Origin of the sequence: Klenkia terrae (assembly GCF_037083865.1) — a bacterium.
In the GTDB taxonomy this organism is placed as follows: Bacteria; Actinomycetota; Actinomycetes; order Mycobacteriales; family Geodermatophilaceae; genus Klenkia; species Klenkia terrae.
Genome location: NZ_JBAPLV010000009.1, coordinates 26,291 through 41,961 on the forward strand (window position 1 = coordinate 26,291; position 15,671 = coordinate 41,961).

Below are 15,671 nucleotides of genomic sequence, written 5' to 3' on the forward strand. Positions count from 1 at the left end.
TGACCCGAGCCCCCCGCCGTCGCCAAGTCGTCGCCTGCCACCACCCCGTGGCCGGGGCCCACGCCTACGGCGTGCGGCGCGGGTCCGCGCGGGGGCGCCACGGGTCCTCCTCGTGCGCCAGCCAGACCTCCCCGGGGTCCAGCGACCGGATGAGCCGCTGCCCCTCGGTGCGCGGTTCGTCGAGCTCCCCGGCGAACACCGCGGTGTCCCCGGCGATGACGCTCGGCCGCCCGCCGGTCTCGACCACGACCACCTGGGACCCGGCGGTGTGCCCCGGCGCCGGCACCAGCCGGATCCCCGGCAGCAGCTCGAGCTCACCGTCGACCGGTCGGTACTGCACGCCGGGGGCGTCGACCCACTCCCGGATCGTGTAGTCCTCCTGGTTCCGGGCGTCGTCGAGCTCCCGGCGCTGGACGTGGATCGGCCTGCCCCGGAACAGCCGGTTGCCGCCGCAGTGGTCGAAGTGCAGGTGCGTGTTCACGACGAGGTCGATGCCGGCGAGGTCGAACCCGGCCCGGCCGGACAGCGGGAACACCCGGGGATCCATGTCGGCAACCGCCGGGTGCAGCTCGGTCATGCCGGTGTCGACGAGCACGCGGCCCACGGGGTGGTGCACGACGTGGACGTACACCGGCATCCGCTCCCCCTCGACGAGGAGCTCGGCCACCAGCACGGGTTCGACGGTCACGGTCATGCAGCGCAGACCGGACCGCCGCCCCGAACTCATCGCCCCGGGGGGCGACCACGCCGTCGAGGTCCGCCGCGCCGCTCAGCTGATCTGCTCCACCAGCACCGCGTCGGCCGGGCTCACCCCGGCCGGCGGGGTGATGCCCAGGTCGGCGAGGTAGCGCAGCAGGAGCGGTCGGTCGAACCGGTCCTGGATGCGTCTGGCCCGGTACCGGTCCAGGTCCTCGAACGGCAGCGGTGCACCGGAGGCGTGCCAGGCCCAGCGGCCGTCCGTGGCCGTCGCCGAGAGGGTGCGCTGCAGCATCAGCGGTGGGGCGCCGTCCGGGCCGGACACCCACAGCTGGGTCGCGGCGTGGCCGGGCCCGTAGGACGGCAGGTGCTGGGCCACGACGTGCGGCACGCCCAGGCGCCGGGCGACCACCACCGCCGACGCGGTCGGATCACCGCCCCGCAGTCCGTCGTTCAGGTAGGCGGTCCACCGACCACCGGCCACCAGCAGCTCCCGACGCCACGGCGACCGGCCCGGCAGCACCTCGTCGAGCTCGCCCTCGGGCCCGTCGACGACCCGGGTCCGCTGCCCGAGGCCGCTCCGCCACCGCAGCAGGTCCTCGAGGACGACGTCCCGGGGCGCGGCGACGAACTGGACCGTGCAGCCGGCCGGGTACGCCGGACCGCCGAGCAACGAGGTCATCGGCCCAGCGGGCTCAGACGCCCTCCACCGGGGTGGACCGGGTGAGCCGCGGGGGTCCGTCCAGCAGCTGCCCGAGCTGCGAGGCGCCCTCGGGCGTCCGGCGCCAGGCCCGGTAGGCGTCGTCGTGCTCGAGGGACTCCCAGCGCTCGACCACCACCACGTGCGCCGGCTCGTCGACGTCGACCAGCACCTCGACGCCGAGGCAGCCGGGGAAGGCGCGGGTGGCCTCCAGCGTCGAGGAGATCAGACGGTGGGTCCCGTCGGCGTCGGCCACGGCGGCGGCGGACAGCGACAGCTCCAGCAGCGAGGTGACGGTCACCCGCCCAGCATCCCCCACCACGTCGTCACCGTGCCCGGTGCGGCGGATACACCGTAAACAATCTTGGTGAGAACTGTTTACGACCTAAAGCGTCGGGCACCGTCCACTTGTCCGCCCCGGGTTCAGTCACCAGCCCGCCACCGTCATCCGGTGGTTGCGGAAACCCCCCACCCGCTCGCGCACACCGGCCTCGTGACCGGTGCCTGTGGCGTACCCATGTTCAGGAGCACACGTGATCACCGAGCAGGACATCAACACCGTCATCGGCAGCACCGCGATCGACAACGACGGCGACAAGATCGGCTCCGTCTCCGAGGTCTACCTGGACGACCAGTCCGGGCGCCCGGAGTGGGCCACCGTGAAGACCGGCATGTTCGGCACCAAGGAGACCTTCATCCCGCTGGCCGACGCCCAGCTGGACGGGGAGTCCCTGCGCTTCCCCTACGACAAGGCCAAGGTCAAGGACGCCCCCACCATCGAGGCCGAGGGCCACCTGTCCCCCGCCGAGGAGACCGAGCTCTACCGCTACTACGGCATCGGCGAGGGCACCGCGGTCGACCGCGGCACCGAGACCACCACGACCGGCACCGCCGGCATCACCGCCCCCCGCACCGACCAGCGCGAGGACCAGCGCGAGGACCGTCGCGACGCCGTCGGCACCGTCGGCCACGACACCTCCGGCCCCACCACCGACGACGCCATGACCCGGTCGGAGGAGCGCCTGACCGTGGGCACCGAGGCCGTGGAGACCGGCCGGGCGCGGCTGCGCAAGCACGTGGTGACCGAGAACGTGACCCGCACCGTGCCGGTCTCCCACGAGGAGGTCCGGGTCGAGCGCGAGCCGATCACCGACGCCAACCGCGGCGACGCCCTCGACGGCCCGGCGCTGTCGGAGGAGGAGCACGAGGTGACGCTGCACGCCGAGCGCCCGGTGGTGGAGAAGGAGACCGTGCCGGTCGAGCGGGTGCGCCTGAGCACCGAGACCGTGACCGACCAGCAGACGGTGAACGAGCAGGTCGCGCACGAGGAGATCGAGCAGGTCGAGGGCGACGTCCGCCAGACCGGCCGCGACGCTCGCTGACCTCCCGGCGCCACGGGTGCCGCCGCGCAGCCGCGGCACCCGCATGACCACCTGGGGCCGGCCTCCCGGCCGGCCCCAGGTCGCACCACCCCGGACAGATGATCACCCCGTGCTCCCGAGCGCGCGGTCGAGCTACCGGCCCGCACACCCCACCCCACGCTCAGGAGAGCCATGTCTTCCATCGGTCAGTCGTTCAGGGATCTCCTGGACACCGTCATCCAGTTCGTCCCCAAGCTCGTCGGCTTCCTGCTGATCCTCGTGATCGGCTACTTCATCGCCAAGGCCCTGCAGAAGGTCATCGGCAAGGTGCTCGAGAAGGTCGGCTTCGACAACGCCGTCGAGCGCGGCGGCATCAAGAAGGCCCTGGCGAGGTCCCAGTACGACGCCTCCGACATCCTCGCCAAGATCGTGTTCTACGCCGTCATGCTCTTCGTGCTCTCCACGGCCTTCGGCGTCTTCGGCCAGAACCCGATCAGCGACTACCTGTCGGCGATCATCGGCTACCTGCCCAAGGTCTTCGTCGCCATCCTGATCCTGGTGATCGCCTCCGCGGTCGCCGCCGGCGTCAAGCTGCTCGTGCAGTCCGCCCTGGGTGGCCTGTCCTACGGCAAGGTGCTCGCCAACGTCGCCTCCACGGTCATCCTGGCCCTGGGCGTCATCGCCGCGCTGGACCAGCTGCAGATCGCCCAGAACGTCGTCAACGCCGTCCTGTACGCGTCCCTGGCCGCAGTCGTCGGCATCGCCGTGGTCGCCATCGGTGGTGGCGGCATCGCCCCGATGCGCCAGCGCTGGGAGACCGCGCTGGCCAAGGTCGAGGCCGAGGCCCCGGCCGCGAAGCGCGAGGCCCAGAACACCGGGTCGCCCGTGGACGCCGTCCGCGACGAGGCCCAGCGCTACACCAACTGATCCACCCGGTGGGGTGCGCCGGCGACGACCGCGGCGCACCCCACCGGCACCTCCCCCCACTCCCGGACCGGAGCAGACATGACCAGCGCATCCCCGGACCCGCACCGCCTGGACCCTGCCGACCCCGTCGAGCTGACCCGCTCCGAGGAACGGCTGGTCGTCACCACCGAGGCGGTGCCGGTGCGCCGGGCGGTGCTGCGCGTGGAGACCACCACCGAGGAGGTGATGGTCCCCGTCACCCTCACCCGGCAGCACGTCCGTCTCGAGTACGTCGACGTCGACCCGATCGATGCCGTCCCCGTGCCGACCGAGCAGCTGCTCGACGGCGCCGTCGGCGACTGGCTGGTCCTCACCGCCGACGAACCCGTGGTCGGCACCCGGCCGGTCCCGACCGAGCGCGTCCGCCTGGTCACCTCCTGGGTGAGCGCCGAGCAGCAGATCCAGGTCGAGCTGGCCCACGAGGACGTCTCCGTCGACACCACCGACCTCCCCCCGCAGACCACCGGTACCTCGACGGGGTGACCCGGCACGGTCTCGGCCGGTCGGCACAGCCGCTGCTGGGAGAGTGGTGCCCGGACCAGCAGACGAGGTCAGGGAGCACCAGGGCATGGGCGCAGGGCACGAGGACGGCACGACCGAGGGCGCCGGGGCCGAACCGGCCACCGACGTGCCGGTCGTGGACGCCGCCGTGGGGGCCCGCGACGTGGGGGCCACGGTCAGCGGGGGCATCACGCCCCCCGACCACCCCGACGACCCCGACCTACCGGAGAACCGCGGACGACGGCCCGCCGAGCGGTCACCGGGCGTGCAGTCGCTGGACGCGCGGGAGCCGCTGACCCGGGAGCGGATCGTCACCGCCGCGATCGACTTCATCGACACCCACGGCCTCCCCGCGCTGACCATGCGCCGCCTGGGGCAGCGGCTGGGCGTGGAGGCGATGGCCTTCTACCGGCACATCCCCAGCCGCGAGGACCTCCTGGACGCCGTCGTCGAGCACGTCGTCGACGAGCTCTACGCCGACGAGGACGTCTACCTCGAGCCGCGGCACGGGTGGCAGGACTACCTCAACCGGTTGGCGCACGGGGTGCGGCGGATCGCCCTGGCCCATCCCGCGCTCTTCCCACTGGTGGTCACCCGGCCGCCGGACGCGCCCTGGGTCCGCCCGCCGCTGCGCAGCCTGAAATGGGTGGCCTCCTTCCTGGAGGCGTTGCTGACCCACGGGTTCACGCGGGAGCAGGCGGTCGTCGCCTACCGGGCCTACACCAGCTTCCTGCTCGGCCACCTGCTGCTGGAGGTCGCCCAGCGCGGAGTGGCCATCAACGCCGTCGACGACCCCGACGGCGCACCCGACGGCGACCAGGCCGACGTGGGCACCGAGTTCCCGGTGCTCGTGGACCTGCAGGACCTGCTGTCCCTGGACGAGACGGTGACCGAGTTCGAGGAGTCCCTCGAGAGCCTCATCGCCCGCCTCGGCACGATGCTCACCACCCACGCTGGTCACCTCTAGCCGCTCTGCGGTCCCCCGGGGCGGGCGGTGCTGCCCGACGACGACGCCCATCGACGGCACGGATACCGGTCATGGCCGATCGTGTGTTCCGGACCACATCGCGACTCCCTAGCCTGGCGGCCACAGCACCGGCCGGCGCCACGGCCGGTCCGGTTCCCCGAGGAGGCCTCGTGGTCGGTCCCGAGCACGGCACCGCAGTCCCCGACGGGACCCGCTGATGCCCGCGGTCGACTCGGTGCTGATCCAGGGCGGCGGGGTCGGGGGGCTGACCCTGGCCGCAGCGCTGGCCCAGCGCGGCGTCCAGGTCGACGTCGTGGAGGCGGTCGGGTCCGACGCCGTCCTCGGCGTGGGTCTGAACCAACCGAGCAACGTGCTGGCCGCCCTGGACGAGATCGGTGTGCGCCAGGCCTGCATCGACGCCGGCTTCCCCTTCGAGGAGCTGCTGCTCTGGAGCCCGGCCAGCGAACAGGTGGCCGCTATCCCGCCGCCCGCAGGGCTGTACGGCACGCCGTCCAACAACGCGATCAGCCGTCCGCTCTACAACGGCATCCTGCGCGAGGCCGCGGAGCGGGCCGGCGCCCGGATCCGCACCGGCGCCACGGTCTGGGAGCTGACCGAGGACGACGCCGGCGTGGAGGTGGAGCTGGCCACCTGGACCGGGAAGCGGACGGCGCCCCGGCGGGACGGCGGTGCCGACCGCCGTCGGTACGACCTGGTGGTCGGCTTCGACGGGGTCCGGTCGAGGATCCGCGAGCACCTCTTCGGCGACCGGTACGTCCCGGTGCCGACCGGGTTCGCGGTGTGGCGGGTCGTCATGCCGCGCCCGGCCGACGTCACGCACATCGTCATGGCGTTGAGCGGCGACGTGAAGGCCGTGCTGACCCCGACCAGCCGGACCGAGATGTACATCGCGCTGGTCAGCCCGGAGCCGGGCAACCCGCGGTACGAGCGCGCGGACTTCGCGCGGCTGGTCCGGGAGCGGATGACGTCGTTCTCCGGGCTGATCGGGCAGCTCCGCGACGGCATCACCGACGAGCAGTACGTCAGCTACGCGCCGCTGGAGTCGCTGATGGTCCGCGAGCCGTGGTTCCGCGGCCGCGTCGCGATCGCCGGCGACGCCGCGCACACCAGCCCTCCGCACCTGGCCCAGGGGGCGGCGATGGCCGTGGAGGACGCGGTGGTCCTCGCCGCCTCGCTGGATGAGCACACCTCGCTGCCCGACGCCCTGGACGCCTGGTACCTGCGCCGCCGCGACCGCGCCGCGTTCGTGGCCGACATGTCGCTGGCCCTGCTCAGGCAGGAGACCGGGAGCGAGCTGACGCCCGCGGACCTCGAGCTGCTGCAGATGGGCATCCCCGGCGCCCAGGCGAGGCTGGCGGCCCAGAGCTACTGAGCCGGCGCCCGTCCGGCGACGTCGGCGGCGAGCTCGAGGTCGGCGTCGCTGGTGAAGTAGTGGGGGGCGAAGCGGATGCCCGCCCCGCGCAGCGAGCAGCGGACCCCGCCGTCCAGCAGCGCCCGGTGCAGTACCGCCGGGTCGGTGCCGGGGCGGCCGGCGACCACGATCCCGGAGTGGGTGGCGGGGTCGGCGGCCCGGTGCACCTCCAGGCCGGCCGTCGCCAGCAGCTCCACGAGCCGGGCGGCGTTGGCCAGCACGGTCTCCTGGACGACGTCGCGGCCGAGCTCGTGCAGCAGCCCCACTGTGGCGCCCAGGCCGGCGATCCCGGCGGCGTTCTCGGTGCCCGACTCGAAGCGCCGGCCGTCGGTGGCCAGCTCGGGTTCCACCGTGAAGGCGAAGGGGTCGGCCACCGCCAACCAGCCGACGGTGGTGGGCCGCAGCCGGTCGCGGGCCCGCTCCGACAGGTGGACGAAGCCGATCCCGAAGGGCCCCAGCAGCCACTTGTGGGCGCTGACCGCGAGCACGTCGATCCCCTCGACGTCGACGGCCAGGGCCCCGACCGCCTGGGTGCCGTCCACCACGAGCAACGCGTCCCGGCCGCGGGCGATCTGGCTGAGCCTCGCCAGGTCGTGCCGGTGCCCGGAGGAGTACTGCACCGCGCTGATCGTCACCACCCGCGTGCGGTCGTCGACGAGTCCGGCCAGGGCGTCCAGGTCGGCCGCGCCCCCGCGCACCGGGGCCTCCCGCACCTCGACCCCGAGAGCCCGCAGCCCACGCCAGAGGTAGGAGTTGCTGGGGAACTCCTGGGCCGGCAGCACGACGTTGTCCCCCGGCCCCCACGGCAGACCGTTGGCGACCAGGGCCAACCCGGTCGTCGTGTTCTGGGTGAAGGAGATGCCGTCGGGACGGCCACCGACGAGGTCGGCCACCGCCGCCCGGACGACCTCCTGGTGGTCGCGCCACGCGGGCGCCGCAGCGATGCCGCCGTCCTGGTGGCCGGTGAGGAGGTCGACCACGGCCGCCCGGACCCGGGTCGAGACCAGGCCGACGGCAGCCGAGTCCAGGTAGGCCGTCGAGCATGCGCCCGGGTACAGCCTGCGGACGGAGTCGAGGACCTCGGGTCGCATCGACCCAGCATCTCGTGCGTCTCCCGGACAGGGAAGGTCGTCCTCGGGTGACACCAGCGCGGGCGCCGCGCAGGAGCGGCCGGGCGGCACGCCGGAGTGCGCGTCGACCCGGCCTCAGCCGCCCAGCCGGGTGGCGAGCCGACCCGCGAGCGCGTCGAGGGCGCCGGGGACCAGGGCGTAGTAGGCCCAGACACCCCGCTTGTCGCGGGTCAGCAGCCCGGCGTCGACGAGCACCTTGAGGTGGTGGGACACGGTCGGCTGGGACAGCCCGACCGGGTCGGTGAGGTCGCAGACGCACGCCTCCCCGCCCTCGTGCGCGGCGACCAGGGACAGCAGTCGCAGCCGCGTGGGGTCCGCCAGGGCCTTCATCGACCGGGCCAGCGCGGTGGCGTCCTCGACGCCGAGCGGTGCGGTGACGGGAGGGGCGCAGCACGCCGCGCCCGTCGCCCCGACCGGGGCATCGGCCGGGGCATCGGCCGACTGCAGGACGGTCGTGGCCATGCGGGACAGCATGCCGCAGCCATCGACGGGTGTCGATGTTGACGAGCCCTCCCGAGGGTGCCAGTCTCCCGACATCGACATCCGTCAATGCCTGGAGCGCGCTGTGCACACGACGAACGACGCCCTGCGGGACGAGGTCCGGTCCCGGTACGCGGCCGCGGCCAGGTCGGTCAGCGGGGGCGGCGACGCCGGCTGCTGCGCCCCGGCGACCGAGGCCGTCGAGGTCGACGACCGGTTCGGCGCCGCGCTCTACGACACCGCGACCACCGAGGGCCTGCCGACCGAGGCGGTGCTCGCCTCCCTGGGCTGCGGCAACCCGCTGGCCGTGGCCGACCTCCGCCCCGGTGAGCGGGTCCTGGACCTGGGCTCCGGCGGCGGCATCGACGTGCTGCTGTCCGCGCAGCGCGTCGGCCCCACCGGCTTCGCCTACGGCGTGGACATGACCACCGAGATGCTGGAACTGGCCCGCACCAACGCCGACCGTGCCGGAGCCACCAACGTGGAGTTCCGCCAGGGCACCATCGAGAACCTACCGCTGCCCGACGCCTCGGTCGACGTGGTCATCTCCAACTGCGTGGTCAACCTGTCCACCGACAAGCCCGCCGTCCTCGCCGAGGCCTTCCGGGTCCTGGCGCCCGGCGGTCGGGTCGGGATCTCCGACGTCGTCGCCGAGGACGACGTGTCCCCCGCCCAGCGTGCCGAGCGCGGCTCCTACATCGGGTGCGTCGCCGGCGCTCTGTCCCGCACCGAGTACCTGGACGGCCTGGCCGCGGCCGGCTTCGTCGACGCATCCGTGGACTTCACCCACGAAATCGCCCCCGGCCTGCACGGCGCCGTCGTGCGCGCCGCCAAGCCCTGACCCCGACACCCGAGAGGCACCCGCACCCCCGATGAGCGCCCCCCTGCACGAGGCCGCACCCCCGACCGGGACCACCACCGACGGACCTGTCCTGGCGCAGCTGTCCCGGCTGGACCGGTTCCTGCCGGTGTGGATCATCGCCGCGATGGCCGCCGGGCTGCTGCTCGGCCGCGCGGTCCCAGGGGTGGACGACGCCCTGGACGCCGTCCGCGTCGGGGACGTCAGCCTGCCCATCGCCGTGGGGCTGCTGCTCATGATGTACCCGGTGCTGGCGAAGGTCCGGTACACCGAGCTCGACCGGGTCACCGGCGACCGCAGGCTCCTGCTCGCGTCGCTGGCCCTGAACTGGCTGGTGGGCCCGGCGCTGATGTTCGCCCTGGCGTGGGCGCTGCTGCCCGACCAGCCCGAGTACCGCACCGGCCTGGTCATCGTCGGGCTGGCCCGCTGCATCGCCATGGTGCTCATCTGGAACGACCTGTCCTGCGGGGACCGCGAGGCCGCCGCCGTCCTGGTGGCGATCAACTCGGTCTTCCAGGTCGTCGCGTTCGCCGCCCTGGGGTGGTTCTACCTGCAGGTGCTCCCCGGGTGGCTGGGTCTGCCGACCACCTCGGCGGACGTCAGCGTCTGGACCATCGTCGTCTCCGTTCTGGTGTTCCTCGGCATCCCGCTCGTCGCCGGCTACCTCACCCGCACCGTCGGCGAGCGGGCGAAGGGCCGCGACTGGTACGAGGCCCGCTTCCTGCCCAGGATCGGCCCGGTCGCCCTGTACGGGCTGCTGTTCACGATCGTCGTGCTCTTCGCCCTGCAGGGCGACGCGATCACGAGCAACCCCTGGGACGTCGCCCGGATCGCCCTGCCGCTGCTGGCCTACTTCGCGCTGATGTTCGGCGGGTCGTTCCTGCTCGGCATGCGCCTGCGGATGGGCTACGCGAAGACCGCCACGCTAGCGTTCACGGCCGCGGGCAACAACTTCGAGCTGGCCATCGCCGTGGCGATCGGCACCTTCGGCGTCACCTCCGGGCAGGCCCTGGCCGGGGTCGTCGGCCCGCTGATCGAGGTCCCGGTGCTCGTCGCGCTGGTCCACGTGTCGCTGTGGGCGGCACGGCGGTTCTTCCCGGGTGACCCGACCGCGCCCGCCGCACGGACCGCGACCACGGCGTCGACCCGATGACCGCCGTCCTCTTCGTCTGCGCACGCAACGGCGGGAAGTCGCAGATGGCCGCGGGCCTGCTGCATGCCACCGCCCCGGACTGGGCGGTGGAGTCCGCCGGCACCGATCCCGGGAGCAGGCTCAACGCGGAATCCGTGGCGTCCCTCGCCGAGGTCGGCGTCGACATCAGCGGCGGTCGGCCCCAGCCGGTCACGGCGCAGTTGCTGGCCGCCGCCGACGTCGTGGTCACGCTGGGCACCGAGGCCCGCATCCCGGCCGACCTGGTCGCCGGCGCACCCGGCACCGCGTTCGAGACCTGGGTGACCGACGAGCCGTCCGCCCGCGGCATCGAGGGCCTGGACCGCATGCGGCTGGTGCGCGACGACATCTCCGCGCGGGTGGCCGACCTGCACCGGCGACTCCGGCAGCGCTAGCGCCTCGGCGGGGTCAGGTCGCCGCAGCCAGCGGGCGCGCCCCGGTGTCGGCTGCACCCAGGTCGGCCGGCGGTGCGGGGCGGCCGAAGATCCAGCCCTGGCCGGCCCCGCCGAGTGGTCACGGGGTGTAGGTCACCTGCGCGGCGATCTGGAGGACCTGGTCATGGGTGAGGACGCCCGGGGCCTGGAAGAACAGGACGAGCCCACCGGGCAACTCGGCCTCGAGGATCCACATCCGTGGTCCGTCGGGGTCGGCCGACGACCCGTCCGGCACGGAGACGAGCTCGCCCGGCCGCCCGTCGACGACGACCTGCTCGATCGGCTCCCCCTCGCTGTAGCCGCGGAGGTCGGGCTCCGTGCTGCCGCGCCACCGCTCCAGGATGCTGGCGCCGATGCGGTTCTCGAACGAGGGTGCGGTGTCGCTGATGAGCGTCAGGGACGTGTTGTCCTCGTAGCTGGACACCGACCACCCCGCCGGCGCCAGACGCACCTGCAGCGGCACCGGCTGGGGTCGGTCCACGATGGACTCCCCCACCGACACCACCGCCTCGGCGGTCGCCCAGTCGTCCTCCCCGTAGACCTGGACCCACATGCCGTCGGGTCGCTGCCAGGTGAGCTGGGCGAAGGACTCCGCGCAGAGTTCGTCGGGGGTCCGGGACTGCCCGGGCGTGGACGGTGCGTAGCCGCACAGCGGGCTGTCGTAGTCACCGGAGAGCAGATCGCCCTGCACCCCGCCGACCGCCACCTGCGACTCGGTGGTCTGCGCACCGGTGCCCTCCTGCGCCCCGGGCGGCAGGATCCGCGGGTCGCCGGGGCTGACCCGGTAGATGAACCCCGGGTCGTCGGCTGCCTGGTAGGTGGCGACCCACACGACGGGCTCTGGGTAGCCGAACAGGGTCAGTCCCCCGGACATGCTCAGAACCCGGGTGAGACCGGCCGGCTCCGGGTCGAGCGAGTACGGGAAGGACACCTCACCGGTCGTGGCCAACGCCAACCCCCCGGGCGGGGCCTCCAGCGGACCGAGGTCGGCCGGGGGCCCCGTCGGAGCTGCCGGTGTGGTGACGGCGGGGTCGGTCGGGGTGGGGGCCGCCGTGCCGCCGGGCCCGGTCGGACCCCGCCCACTGGTGGCGACGACCAGCGCGACGACGCCGACGGCCGCGGTGGCCAGCAACGGGACACCGCGACGGAGCAGCCGCCGGGCGCCCGACCGCCGCACCGGGTGGAGCCGGGCCTCGTGCGCGTCGGCGACCAGTTGCCTCGCTGCCAGCACCGACGCGGGTTCGGACGCCGTCCGCCCGGCGTCGTCCCCGGTGGTCGTCCCCGCCTGGATCTCGCGCAGCAGGACGTCCGGGAGGGCGGGCAGGTCCTCGTCGCGGAAGCCGGCCGCAGCCGCCAGGCGGGCGTCGAGCTCGCGGTCGCTGTCACCGGTCATGGTCGGCCTCCTCGAGGTCGGTTGCGGGGTGGACGACGGTGATGGACAGCGCCTGCTTGAGGCGGGCGCGGGCCCGGTGCAGCCGGACGCGGGTGGCCGCCGGGCTCAGGCCCAGCGCGACCGCTGCCTGGGAGGGGGTGAGTCCTTCCCAGGCGACGAGCGACACCAGTTCCCGGTCGGCGTCCGGCAGACCGGCCATCGCCGCCCGCACCGGCGCGTAGTCCTCCCCGACGGCCGGGTCGGGGATGGTCCCGACGACGAACGCGTCGGCGAGCTTGGCCCCCAGCCGGGTGGCCCGGGCGGCGCTGCGGTCGATGTCGGCCAGGCAGCGTCGGGCGATGCCGAACAACCAGGGCCGCACCTCGTCGGGGTCCACCGGGGTGTCGGCCCGGCGCCGCCAGGCCACCGTGTAGGTCTCGGCGACCGCGTCGTGCGCGTCGTCGGGCGACGCGGCCCGGCGCAGGGCATAGCCCAGCACCGCCGAGCCCGTCGACCGGTACAGCGCCTCGAAGGCAGCCCGGTCGGGTCGGTCACTCGACGGCCGCGGCACGGGCTCCCTCATGGCGGTCACACATCTACATGGCCGGCAGGGCCCCCAGCGTTACAGCCGGTGCGACCAGGGACCGCCCCGGGTGGGGTCAGTGGTCGTCGGTGGCGCGGGAGTCGGTGAGGGTGAGGGCGCCGTAGGTGGCGACGACGCCGGCGGCCAGCAGGCGGCGAGGTCCGCCTCGTCCGCGAGGACGGGTCGCTGCTCGGCGTACGCCGTCGGGCACGGTCCCTCCCCCGCGGTGTACTGCAGCCGCTCCGCCCGACCGGCCGCCTCGGCGCAGGCCGCAGCCAACCGCTGCGGCACGAGCTCCGTAGCCGGCGACCCCTCTGCGGACGCCGCCATCGCAGCACCGAACACGTCGAGCACGTCGCTCTCACCTCACCGATGTGCACGGACGGCGCGCCACCACCCTGGACGCCCCGACCGCATCTGCCTTCCGAGAAGTCGGGTTCCCCGTGCGGTCGTCCGGCCGACACCGGGTGAGGTGGCCGCCGACCCCCGGCGCCCGAGACTGCGGACGGCGGAGGACGCCACGACCCGACGTCCGACCGGACACACCCCACGGGGTGAGCCGGGCTGCCTGGGCGTCAGTGCGGTGCCCTGCCTGCCGACACCGTGGGGGTGCTCGTCCACCCCAGCCTGCGCGCCCGCCATCCCCGTCGCGCAGCCCGCACCGCCGCCGGCGTCCTCGGCGTCGGCGCCTCCGTCCTGGCCGGGTTCGCCTGGTTCGACCCCGCCACCCCCACCGTGGACCAGCGGTGGGCGAGCTGGGCGGTCGCCCTGCTGGCCGCAGCGCTGGCGGCGTGCTGCCTGCGCATCGATCCCCACCGCAGCGACCGGCTGGGGCTGCTGACCGCGGCCCCCGCACTGGGCGCGGTGCTCGTGTGCGTCCAGGCCTGGCACACCGGCGACGTGTCCGCCTCGGTCCAGGTCTTCCTGGCCCTCCCCGTGGTCGCAGCGGCCACCCAGCTGCGCGCCGGCGGCGCCGGCGTCGCCGTCGCCACCGCCGTCGTCGGGGACCTCGTGCTGACGCTGCACCTGATGCCCACCGGCGCCGCGCTGACCGACGTGGTCTTCGTCGGCACGACCCTGGCCGTTGTGGCCGCCGTCCTCGTCCGGCTGGAGGACGCCCAGGCCGCCGACAAGGCCGAGCTCGCCCGGCTCGCCGCGGTCGACACCCTCACCGGCCTGGTCACCCGCCGGGTGCTGGACGACGCCCTCGCCACCGCGTTGAGCTCTGCCGCCTCCGCCCAGGGCACCGCGCTGATCCTGGTCGACGTCGACGAGTTCAAGGCGATCAACGACGGCCACGGCCACCCCGTCGGCGACGACGCCCTGCGGCACCTGGCCGCGGTGCTGGCCCGGTCCGTCCGCGAGGACGACGCCGTGGTGAGCCGGATGGGCGGCGACGAGCTCGCCGTCCTGCTCCCCGGCTGCTCCGCCGACGTCGCCGCCACCCGGGCCGACGACCTGGTGAACGCCGTACGGGCAGCCCCGCTGCCGCTGGCCGACGGCACCGTCCTGCCGATCACCATCAGCGTCGGCGTCGCCCAGGTGCCGCGCCACGCGGTGGGCCTGCGCGAGCTGTACGCCGCCGCCGACGCCGCCCTCTACACCGCCAAGCGCGCCGGACGGGACCGCTGGGCCACCGCGGCCGCCTAGTCGACGTGTCCCGCCCCGCTCCGCCAGCCGGGGACGGAGCCCTGACGCCCGACGAGCAGCGCCGCCACCGACGGCGCCGCTCGTCGGCCGGTCAGACCGGCACCCTGTCGAGGAAGCCGTGCACGGCCACGATGCGCCCGGACGCGTCCAGCACGGCGACGTCGAAGCCGGCGACCGGAGCCTCCGCAGTGCCCTCCGGTCCGAGCTCCCAACCGAACCGGACCTGGTCGTGGTGCCCGTCGGCCGGCCCGGCCGGGCGGAACGTGAAGCCCGGGAACTGGCCGTGCACCGCGCCGATGGCCTCGACGAGGGCCTCGCGGCCGGTGACCGCCATGAGCGGGTCGACGTAGGACACGTCGTCGGCGAAGACCGCCGTGGCGACGGTGGCCCGGGCTTCGGGGTCGGTGGTGTTCCAGACCTGCAGGTACTGGTCGGCGACGTGCGTGGGGTCCACGGCGTTCTCCTCGGGTTCGGTCGGCGGGCGGTCCCGCCGAGCGCCCGACCAGCGTCGCGCTCCCGGCGCTGCACGGCGATGACGCGCGGGGTAACGGCGCCTGGTGAGCTCAGCGGGCGTCGTCGAGAGCCCGCACCGCCGCCGCGGTCGCGGCATCGGCGGGCAGGAACGCCTCGATGCTGAGCTCCGCGGCCGTGATGTCGACGGCGGTGCCGAACACGGTGACGGTGCTGAGGAAGGTGAGCAGACCGTCCCCGTGCCGGATCTTCAGCGGCACCGCGACCGCGCCGGGCGGAGCAGGCTCCACCCCGCCGGGCAGCGCGGTCAGCTCGGCGTGCAGGGCCACGAGATGGGGGTCGGCGGTCAGCCGCGCCTCGCGGGCCAGGCGGTGCAGGACGTGGCCGCGCCACTGCGCGAGGTTGCGGATGCGGGGTGCGACGCCCTCGGGGTGGAGGCTCAGGCGCAGCACGTTGACCGGCGGCTCCAGCAGCTCCGGGGCCGCCCCCGCCGTGAGCAGGGCGACGGCCGCGTTCCCGGCGACGAGCTCCCAGCGACGGTCGACGGCCAGCGCAGGGTGCGGGCGGTAGCCGTCCAGGACCAGCTGCACGGCGTCCCGCACCGGCGTCATCCGTGTGTCCTGCAACGGCCGCTCGCCGTAGGCGGGGGCGTACCCGGCGGCGAGCAGCAGCTCGTTGCGGGCGCGGAGCGGCACCTCGAGCCGGTCGGCCAGGTGCAGCACCATCTGGCGGCTGGGCCGGGACCGTCCCGTCTCGAGGAAGCTCAGGTGCCGGGTCGACACCTCCGCCTCGTTGGACAGCTCGAGCTGGCTGAGCCGTCGTCGCTGCCGCCACTGCCGCAGCAGTGCGCCGACGTCCGCCCGCTCCCCCAGCTCCGTCACGGTGCCAACGCTAGCCA

The 15,671-nt window shown here is 74.2% G+C and carries 19 protein-coding genes; 9 read left to right on the plus strand and 10 right to left on the minus strand.

Going from position 1 to position 15,671, the window contains the following annotated elements; translation table 11 throughout:
• Positions 1-64: 64 nt before the first annotated feature.
• The 3 genes from UXQ13_RS09880 to UXQ13_RS09890 form a co-directional block, all read right to left on the minus strand.
• Entirely contained in the window at positions 65-694 is a 630-nt protein-coding gene (locus UXQ13_RS09880; protein ID WP_225235862.1) for an MBL fold metallo-hydrolase, read from the minus strand.
• 75 nt (positions 695-769) lie between these two features.
• A complete protein-coding gene (locus UXQ13_RS09885; RefSeq protein WP_225235863.1) occupies positions 770-1,378 on the minus strand; it encodes a hypothetical protein in 609 nt (202 codons plus the stop codon).
• A gap of 13 nt (positions 1,379-1,391) precedes the next feature.
• On the minus strand, positions 1,392-1,697 hold the full coding sequence (locus UXQ13_RS09890; protein ID WP_225235864.1) for a putative quinol monooxygenase: 306 nt from the start codon (positions 1,695-1,697) through the stop codon (positions 1,392-1,394).
• A 232-nt stretch (positions 1,698-1,929) separates the two neighbouring features.
• Here UXQ13_RS09890 and UXQ13_RS09895 point away from each other — a divergent pair, with 232 nt between their 5' ends.
• From UXQ13_RS09895 to UXQ13_RS09915, 5 genes are all read left to right on the plus strand, one after another.
• Positions 1,930-2,778 (plus strand): DUF2382 domain-containing protein, encoded by an 849-nt coding sequence (locus tag UXQ13_RS09895; protein WP_225235865.1) that lies wholly within the window; start codon positions 1,930-1,932, stop codon positions 2,776-2,778.
• Positions 2,779-2,949: 171 nt separating this feature from the next.
• Positions 2,950-3,684: a mechanosensitive ion channel family protein gene (locus tag UXQ13_RS09900; RefSeq protein ID WP_225235866.1), complete on the plus strand. Its 735-nt coding sequence runs from the start codon at positions 2,950-2,952 to the stop codon at positions 3,682-3,684.
• 78 nt (positions 3,685-3,762) lie between these two features.
• Positions 3,763-4,206, plus strand: coding sequence for a YsnF/AvaK domain-containing protein (locus UXQ13_RS09905; protein ID WP_225235867.1), 444 nt, complete (start codon positions 3,763-3,765; stop codon positions 4,204-4,206).
• 85 nt (positions 4,207-4,291) lie between these two features.
• Positions 4,292-5,191 (plus strand): TetR/AcrR family transcriptional regulator, encoded by a 900-nt coding sequence (locus UXQ13_RS09910; protein WP_225235868.1) that lies wholly within the window; start codon positions 4,292-4,294, stop codon positions 5,189-5,191.
• Positions 5,192-5,408: 217 nt separating this feature from the next.
• Entirely contained in the window at positions 5,409-6,584 is a 1,176-nt protein-coding gene (locus UXQ13_RS09915) for an FAD-dependent monooxygenase (RefSeq protein ID WP_225235869.1), read from the plus strand.
• Here UXQ13_RS09915 and UXQ13_RS09920 read toward each other — a convergent pair.
• Together UXQ13_RS09920 and UXQ13_RS09925 are read right to left on the minus strand one after the other, a co-directional pair.
• Complete coding sequence (locus tag UXQ13_RS09920; protein ID WP_336392233.1) at positions 6,578-7,714, minus strand: aminotransferase class V-fold PLP-dependent enzyme; 1,137 nt, start codon at positions 7,712-7,714, stop codon at positions 6,578-6,580. The two genes, UXQ13_RS09915 and UXQ13_RS09920, sit on opposite strands and share 7 nt — an antisense overlap.
• Positions 7,715-7,828: 114 nt before the next feature.
• Positions 7,829-8,215: an ArsR/SmtB family transcription factor gene (locus tag UXQ13_RS09925; RefSeq protein ID WP_225235871.1), complete on the minus strand. Its 387-nt coding sequence runs from the start codon at positions 8,213-8,215 to the stop codon at positions 7,829-7,831.
• Positions 8,216-8,318: 103 nt separating this feature from the next.
• Between UXQ13_RS09925 and arsM the strand changes: the two genes are divergently transcribed.
• From arsM to UXQ13_RS09940, 3 genes are read left to right on the plus strand one after another with little or no spacing between them, the layout of a single operon-like run.
• Positions 8,319-9,074, plus strand: coding sequence for an arsenite methyltransferase (gene arsM / locus UXQ13_RS09930; RefSeq protein ID WP_225235872.1), 756 nt, complete (start codon positions 8,319-8,321; stop codon positions 9,072-9,074).
• Positions 9,075-9,105: 31 nt separating this feature from the next.
• Entirely contained in the window at positions 9,106-10,245 is a 1,140-nt protein-coding gene (gene arsB, locus UXQ13_RS09935) for an ACR3 family arsenite efflux transporter (RefSeq protein WP_318250059.1), read from the plus strand.
• A complete protein-coding gene (locus UXQ13_RS09940) occupies positions 10,242-10,658 on the plus strand; it encodes an arsenate-mycothiol transferase ArsC (protein ID WP_225235873.1) in 417 nt (138 codons plus the stop codon). Before arsB ends, UXQ13_RS09940 begins: the two co-directional genes overlap by 4 nt.
• Positions 10,659-10,776: 118 nt before the next feature.
• On the opposite strand, the gene UXQ13_RS09945 is transcribed toward UXQ13_RS09940, so the two are convergent.
• From UXQ13_RS09945 to UXQ13_RS09955, 3 genes are all read right to left on the minus strand, one after another.
• Complete coding sequence (locus UXQ13_RS09945) at positions 10,777-12,090, minus strand: hypothetical protein (RefSeq protein ID WP_225235874.1); 1,314 nt, start codon at positions 12,088-12,090, stop codon at positions 10,777-10,779.
• Positions 12,080-12,652 carry an RNA polymerase sigma factor gene (locus UXQ13_RS09950; protein WP_225235875.1) on the minus strand — a complete coding sequence of 191 codons (573 nt, stop codon included), beginning with the start codon at positions 12,650-12,652 and terminating at the stop codon, positions 12,080-12,082. The genes UXQ13_RS09945 and UXQ13_RS09950 overlap by 11 nt, the downstream gene beginning before the upstream one ends.
• Before the next feature lie 76 nt (positions 12,653-12,728).
• On the minus strand, positions 12,729-12,863 hold the full coding sequence (locus UXQ13_RS09955) for a hypothetical protein (protein WP_263639411.1): 135 nt from the start codon (positions 12,861-12,863) through the stop codon (positions 12,729-12,731).
• Between the two features lie 398 nt (positions 12,864-13,261).
• Between UXQ13_RS09955 and UXQ13_RS09960 the strand changes: the two genes are divergently transcribed.
• Entirely contained in the window at positions 13,262-14,302 is a 1,041-nt protein-coding gene (locus UXQ13_RS09960) for a GGDEF domain-containing protein (protein ID WP_225235876.1), read from the plus strand.
• 91 nt (positions 14,303-14,393) lie between these two features.
• Here the strand turns inward: UXQ13_RS09960 and UXQ13_RS09965 are convergent, their stop codons facing one another.
• Together UXQ13_RS09965 and UXQ13_RS09970 are read right to left on the minus strand one after the other, a co-directional pair.
• Positions 14,394-14,756 (minus strand): nuclear transport factor 2 family protein, encoded by a 363-nt coding sequence (locus UXQ13_RS09965; RefSeq protein ID WP_225235877.1) that lies wholly within the window; start codon positions 14,754-14,756, stop codon positions 14,394-14,396.
• Positions 14,757-14,865: 109 nt separating this feature from the next.
• Positions 14,866-15,654 (minus strand): MmyB family transcriptional regulator, encoded by a 789-nt coding sequence (locus UXQ13_RS09970; protein ID WP_225235878.1) that lies wholly within the window; start codon positions 15,652-15,654, stop codon positions 14,866-14,868.
• Positions 15,655-15,671: the final 17 nt, after the last annotated feature.

Coding starts and splice junctions, on each gene's coding strand:
- UXQ13_RS09880 (WP_225235862.1), bottom strand. CDS start 694: ATGACCGTGACCGTCGAACCCGTGCTGGTGGCCGAGCTCCTCGTCGAG.
- UXQ13_RS09885 (WP_225235863.1), bottom strand. CDS start 1,378: ATGACCTCGTTGCTCGGCGGTCCGGCGTACCCGGCCGGCTGCACGGTC.
- UXQ13_RS09900 (WP_225235866.1), top strand. CDS start 2,950: ATGTCTTCCATCGGTCAGTCGTTCAGGGATCTCCTGGACACCGTCATC.
- UXQ13_RS09905 (WP_225235867.1), top strand. CDS start 3,763: ATGACCAGCGCATCCCCGGACCCGCACCGCCTGGACCCTGCCGACCCC.
- UXQ13_RS09910 (WP_225235868.1), top strand. CDS start 4,292: ATGGGCGCAGGGCACGAGGACGGCACGACCGAGGGCGCCGGGGCCGAA.
- UXQ13_RS09915 (WP_225235869.1), top strand. CDS start 5,409: ATGCCCGCGGTCGACTCGGTGCTGATCCAGGGCGGCGGGGTCGGGGGG.
- UXQ13_RS09920 (WP_336392233.1), bottom strand. CDS start 7,714: ATGCGACCCGAGGTCCTCGACTCCGTCCGCAGGCTGTACCCGGGCGCA.
- UXQ13_RS09925 (WP_225235871.1), bottom strand. CDS start 8,215: ATGGCCACGACCGTCCTGCAGTCGGCCGATGCCCCGGCCGATGCCCCG.
- arsB (WP_318250059.1), top strand. CDS start 9,106: ATGAGCGCCCCCCTGCACGAGGCCGCACCCCCGACCGGGACCACCACC.
- UXQ13_RS09940 (WP_225235873.1), top strand. CDS start 10,242: ATGACCGCCGTCCTCTTCGTCTGCGCACGCAACGGCGGGAAGTCGCAG.
- UXQ13_RS09945 (WP_225235874.1), bottom strand. CDS start 12,090: ATGACCGGTGACAGCGACCGCGAGCTCGACGCCCGCCTGGCGGCTGCG.
- UXQ13_RS09950 (WP_225235875.1), bottom strand. CDS start 12,652: ATGAGGGAGCCCGTGCCGCGGCCGTCGAGTGACCGACCCGACCGGGCT.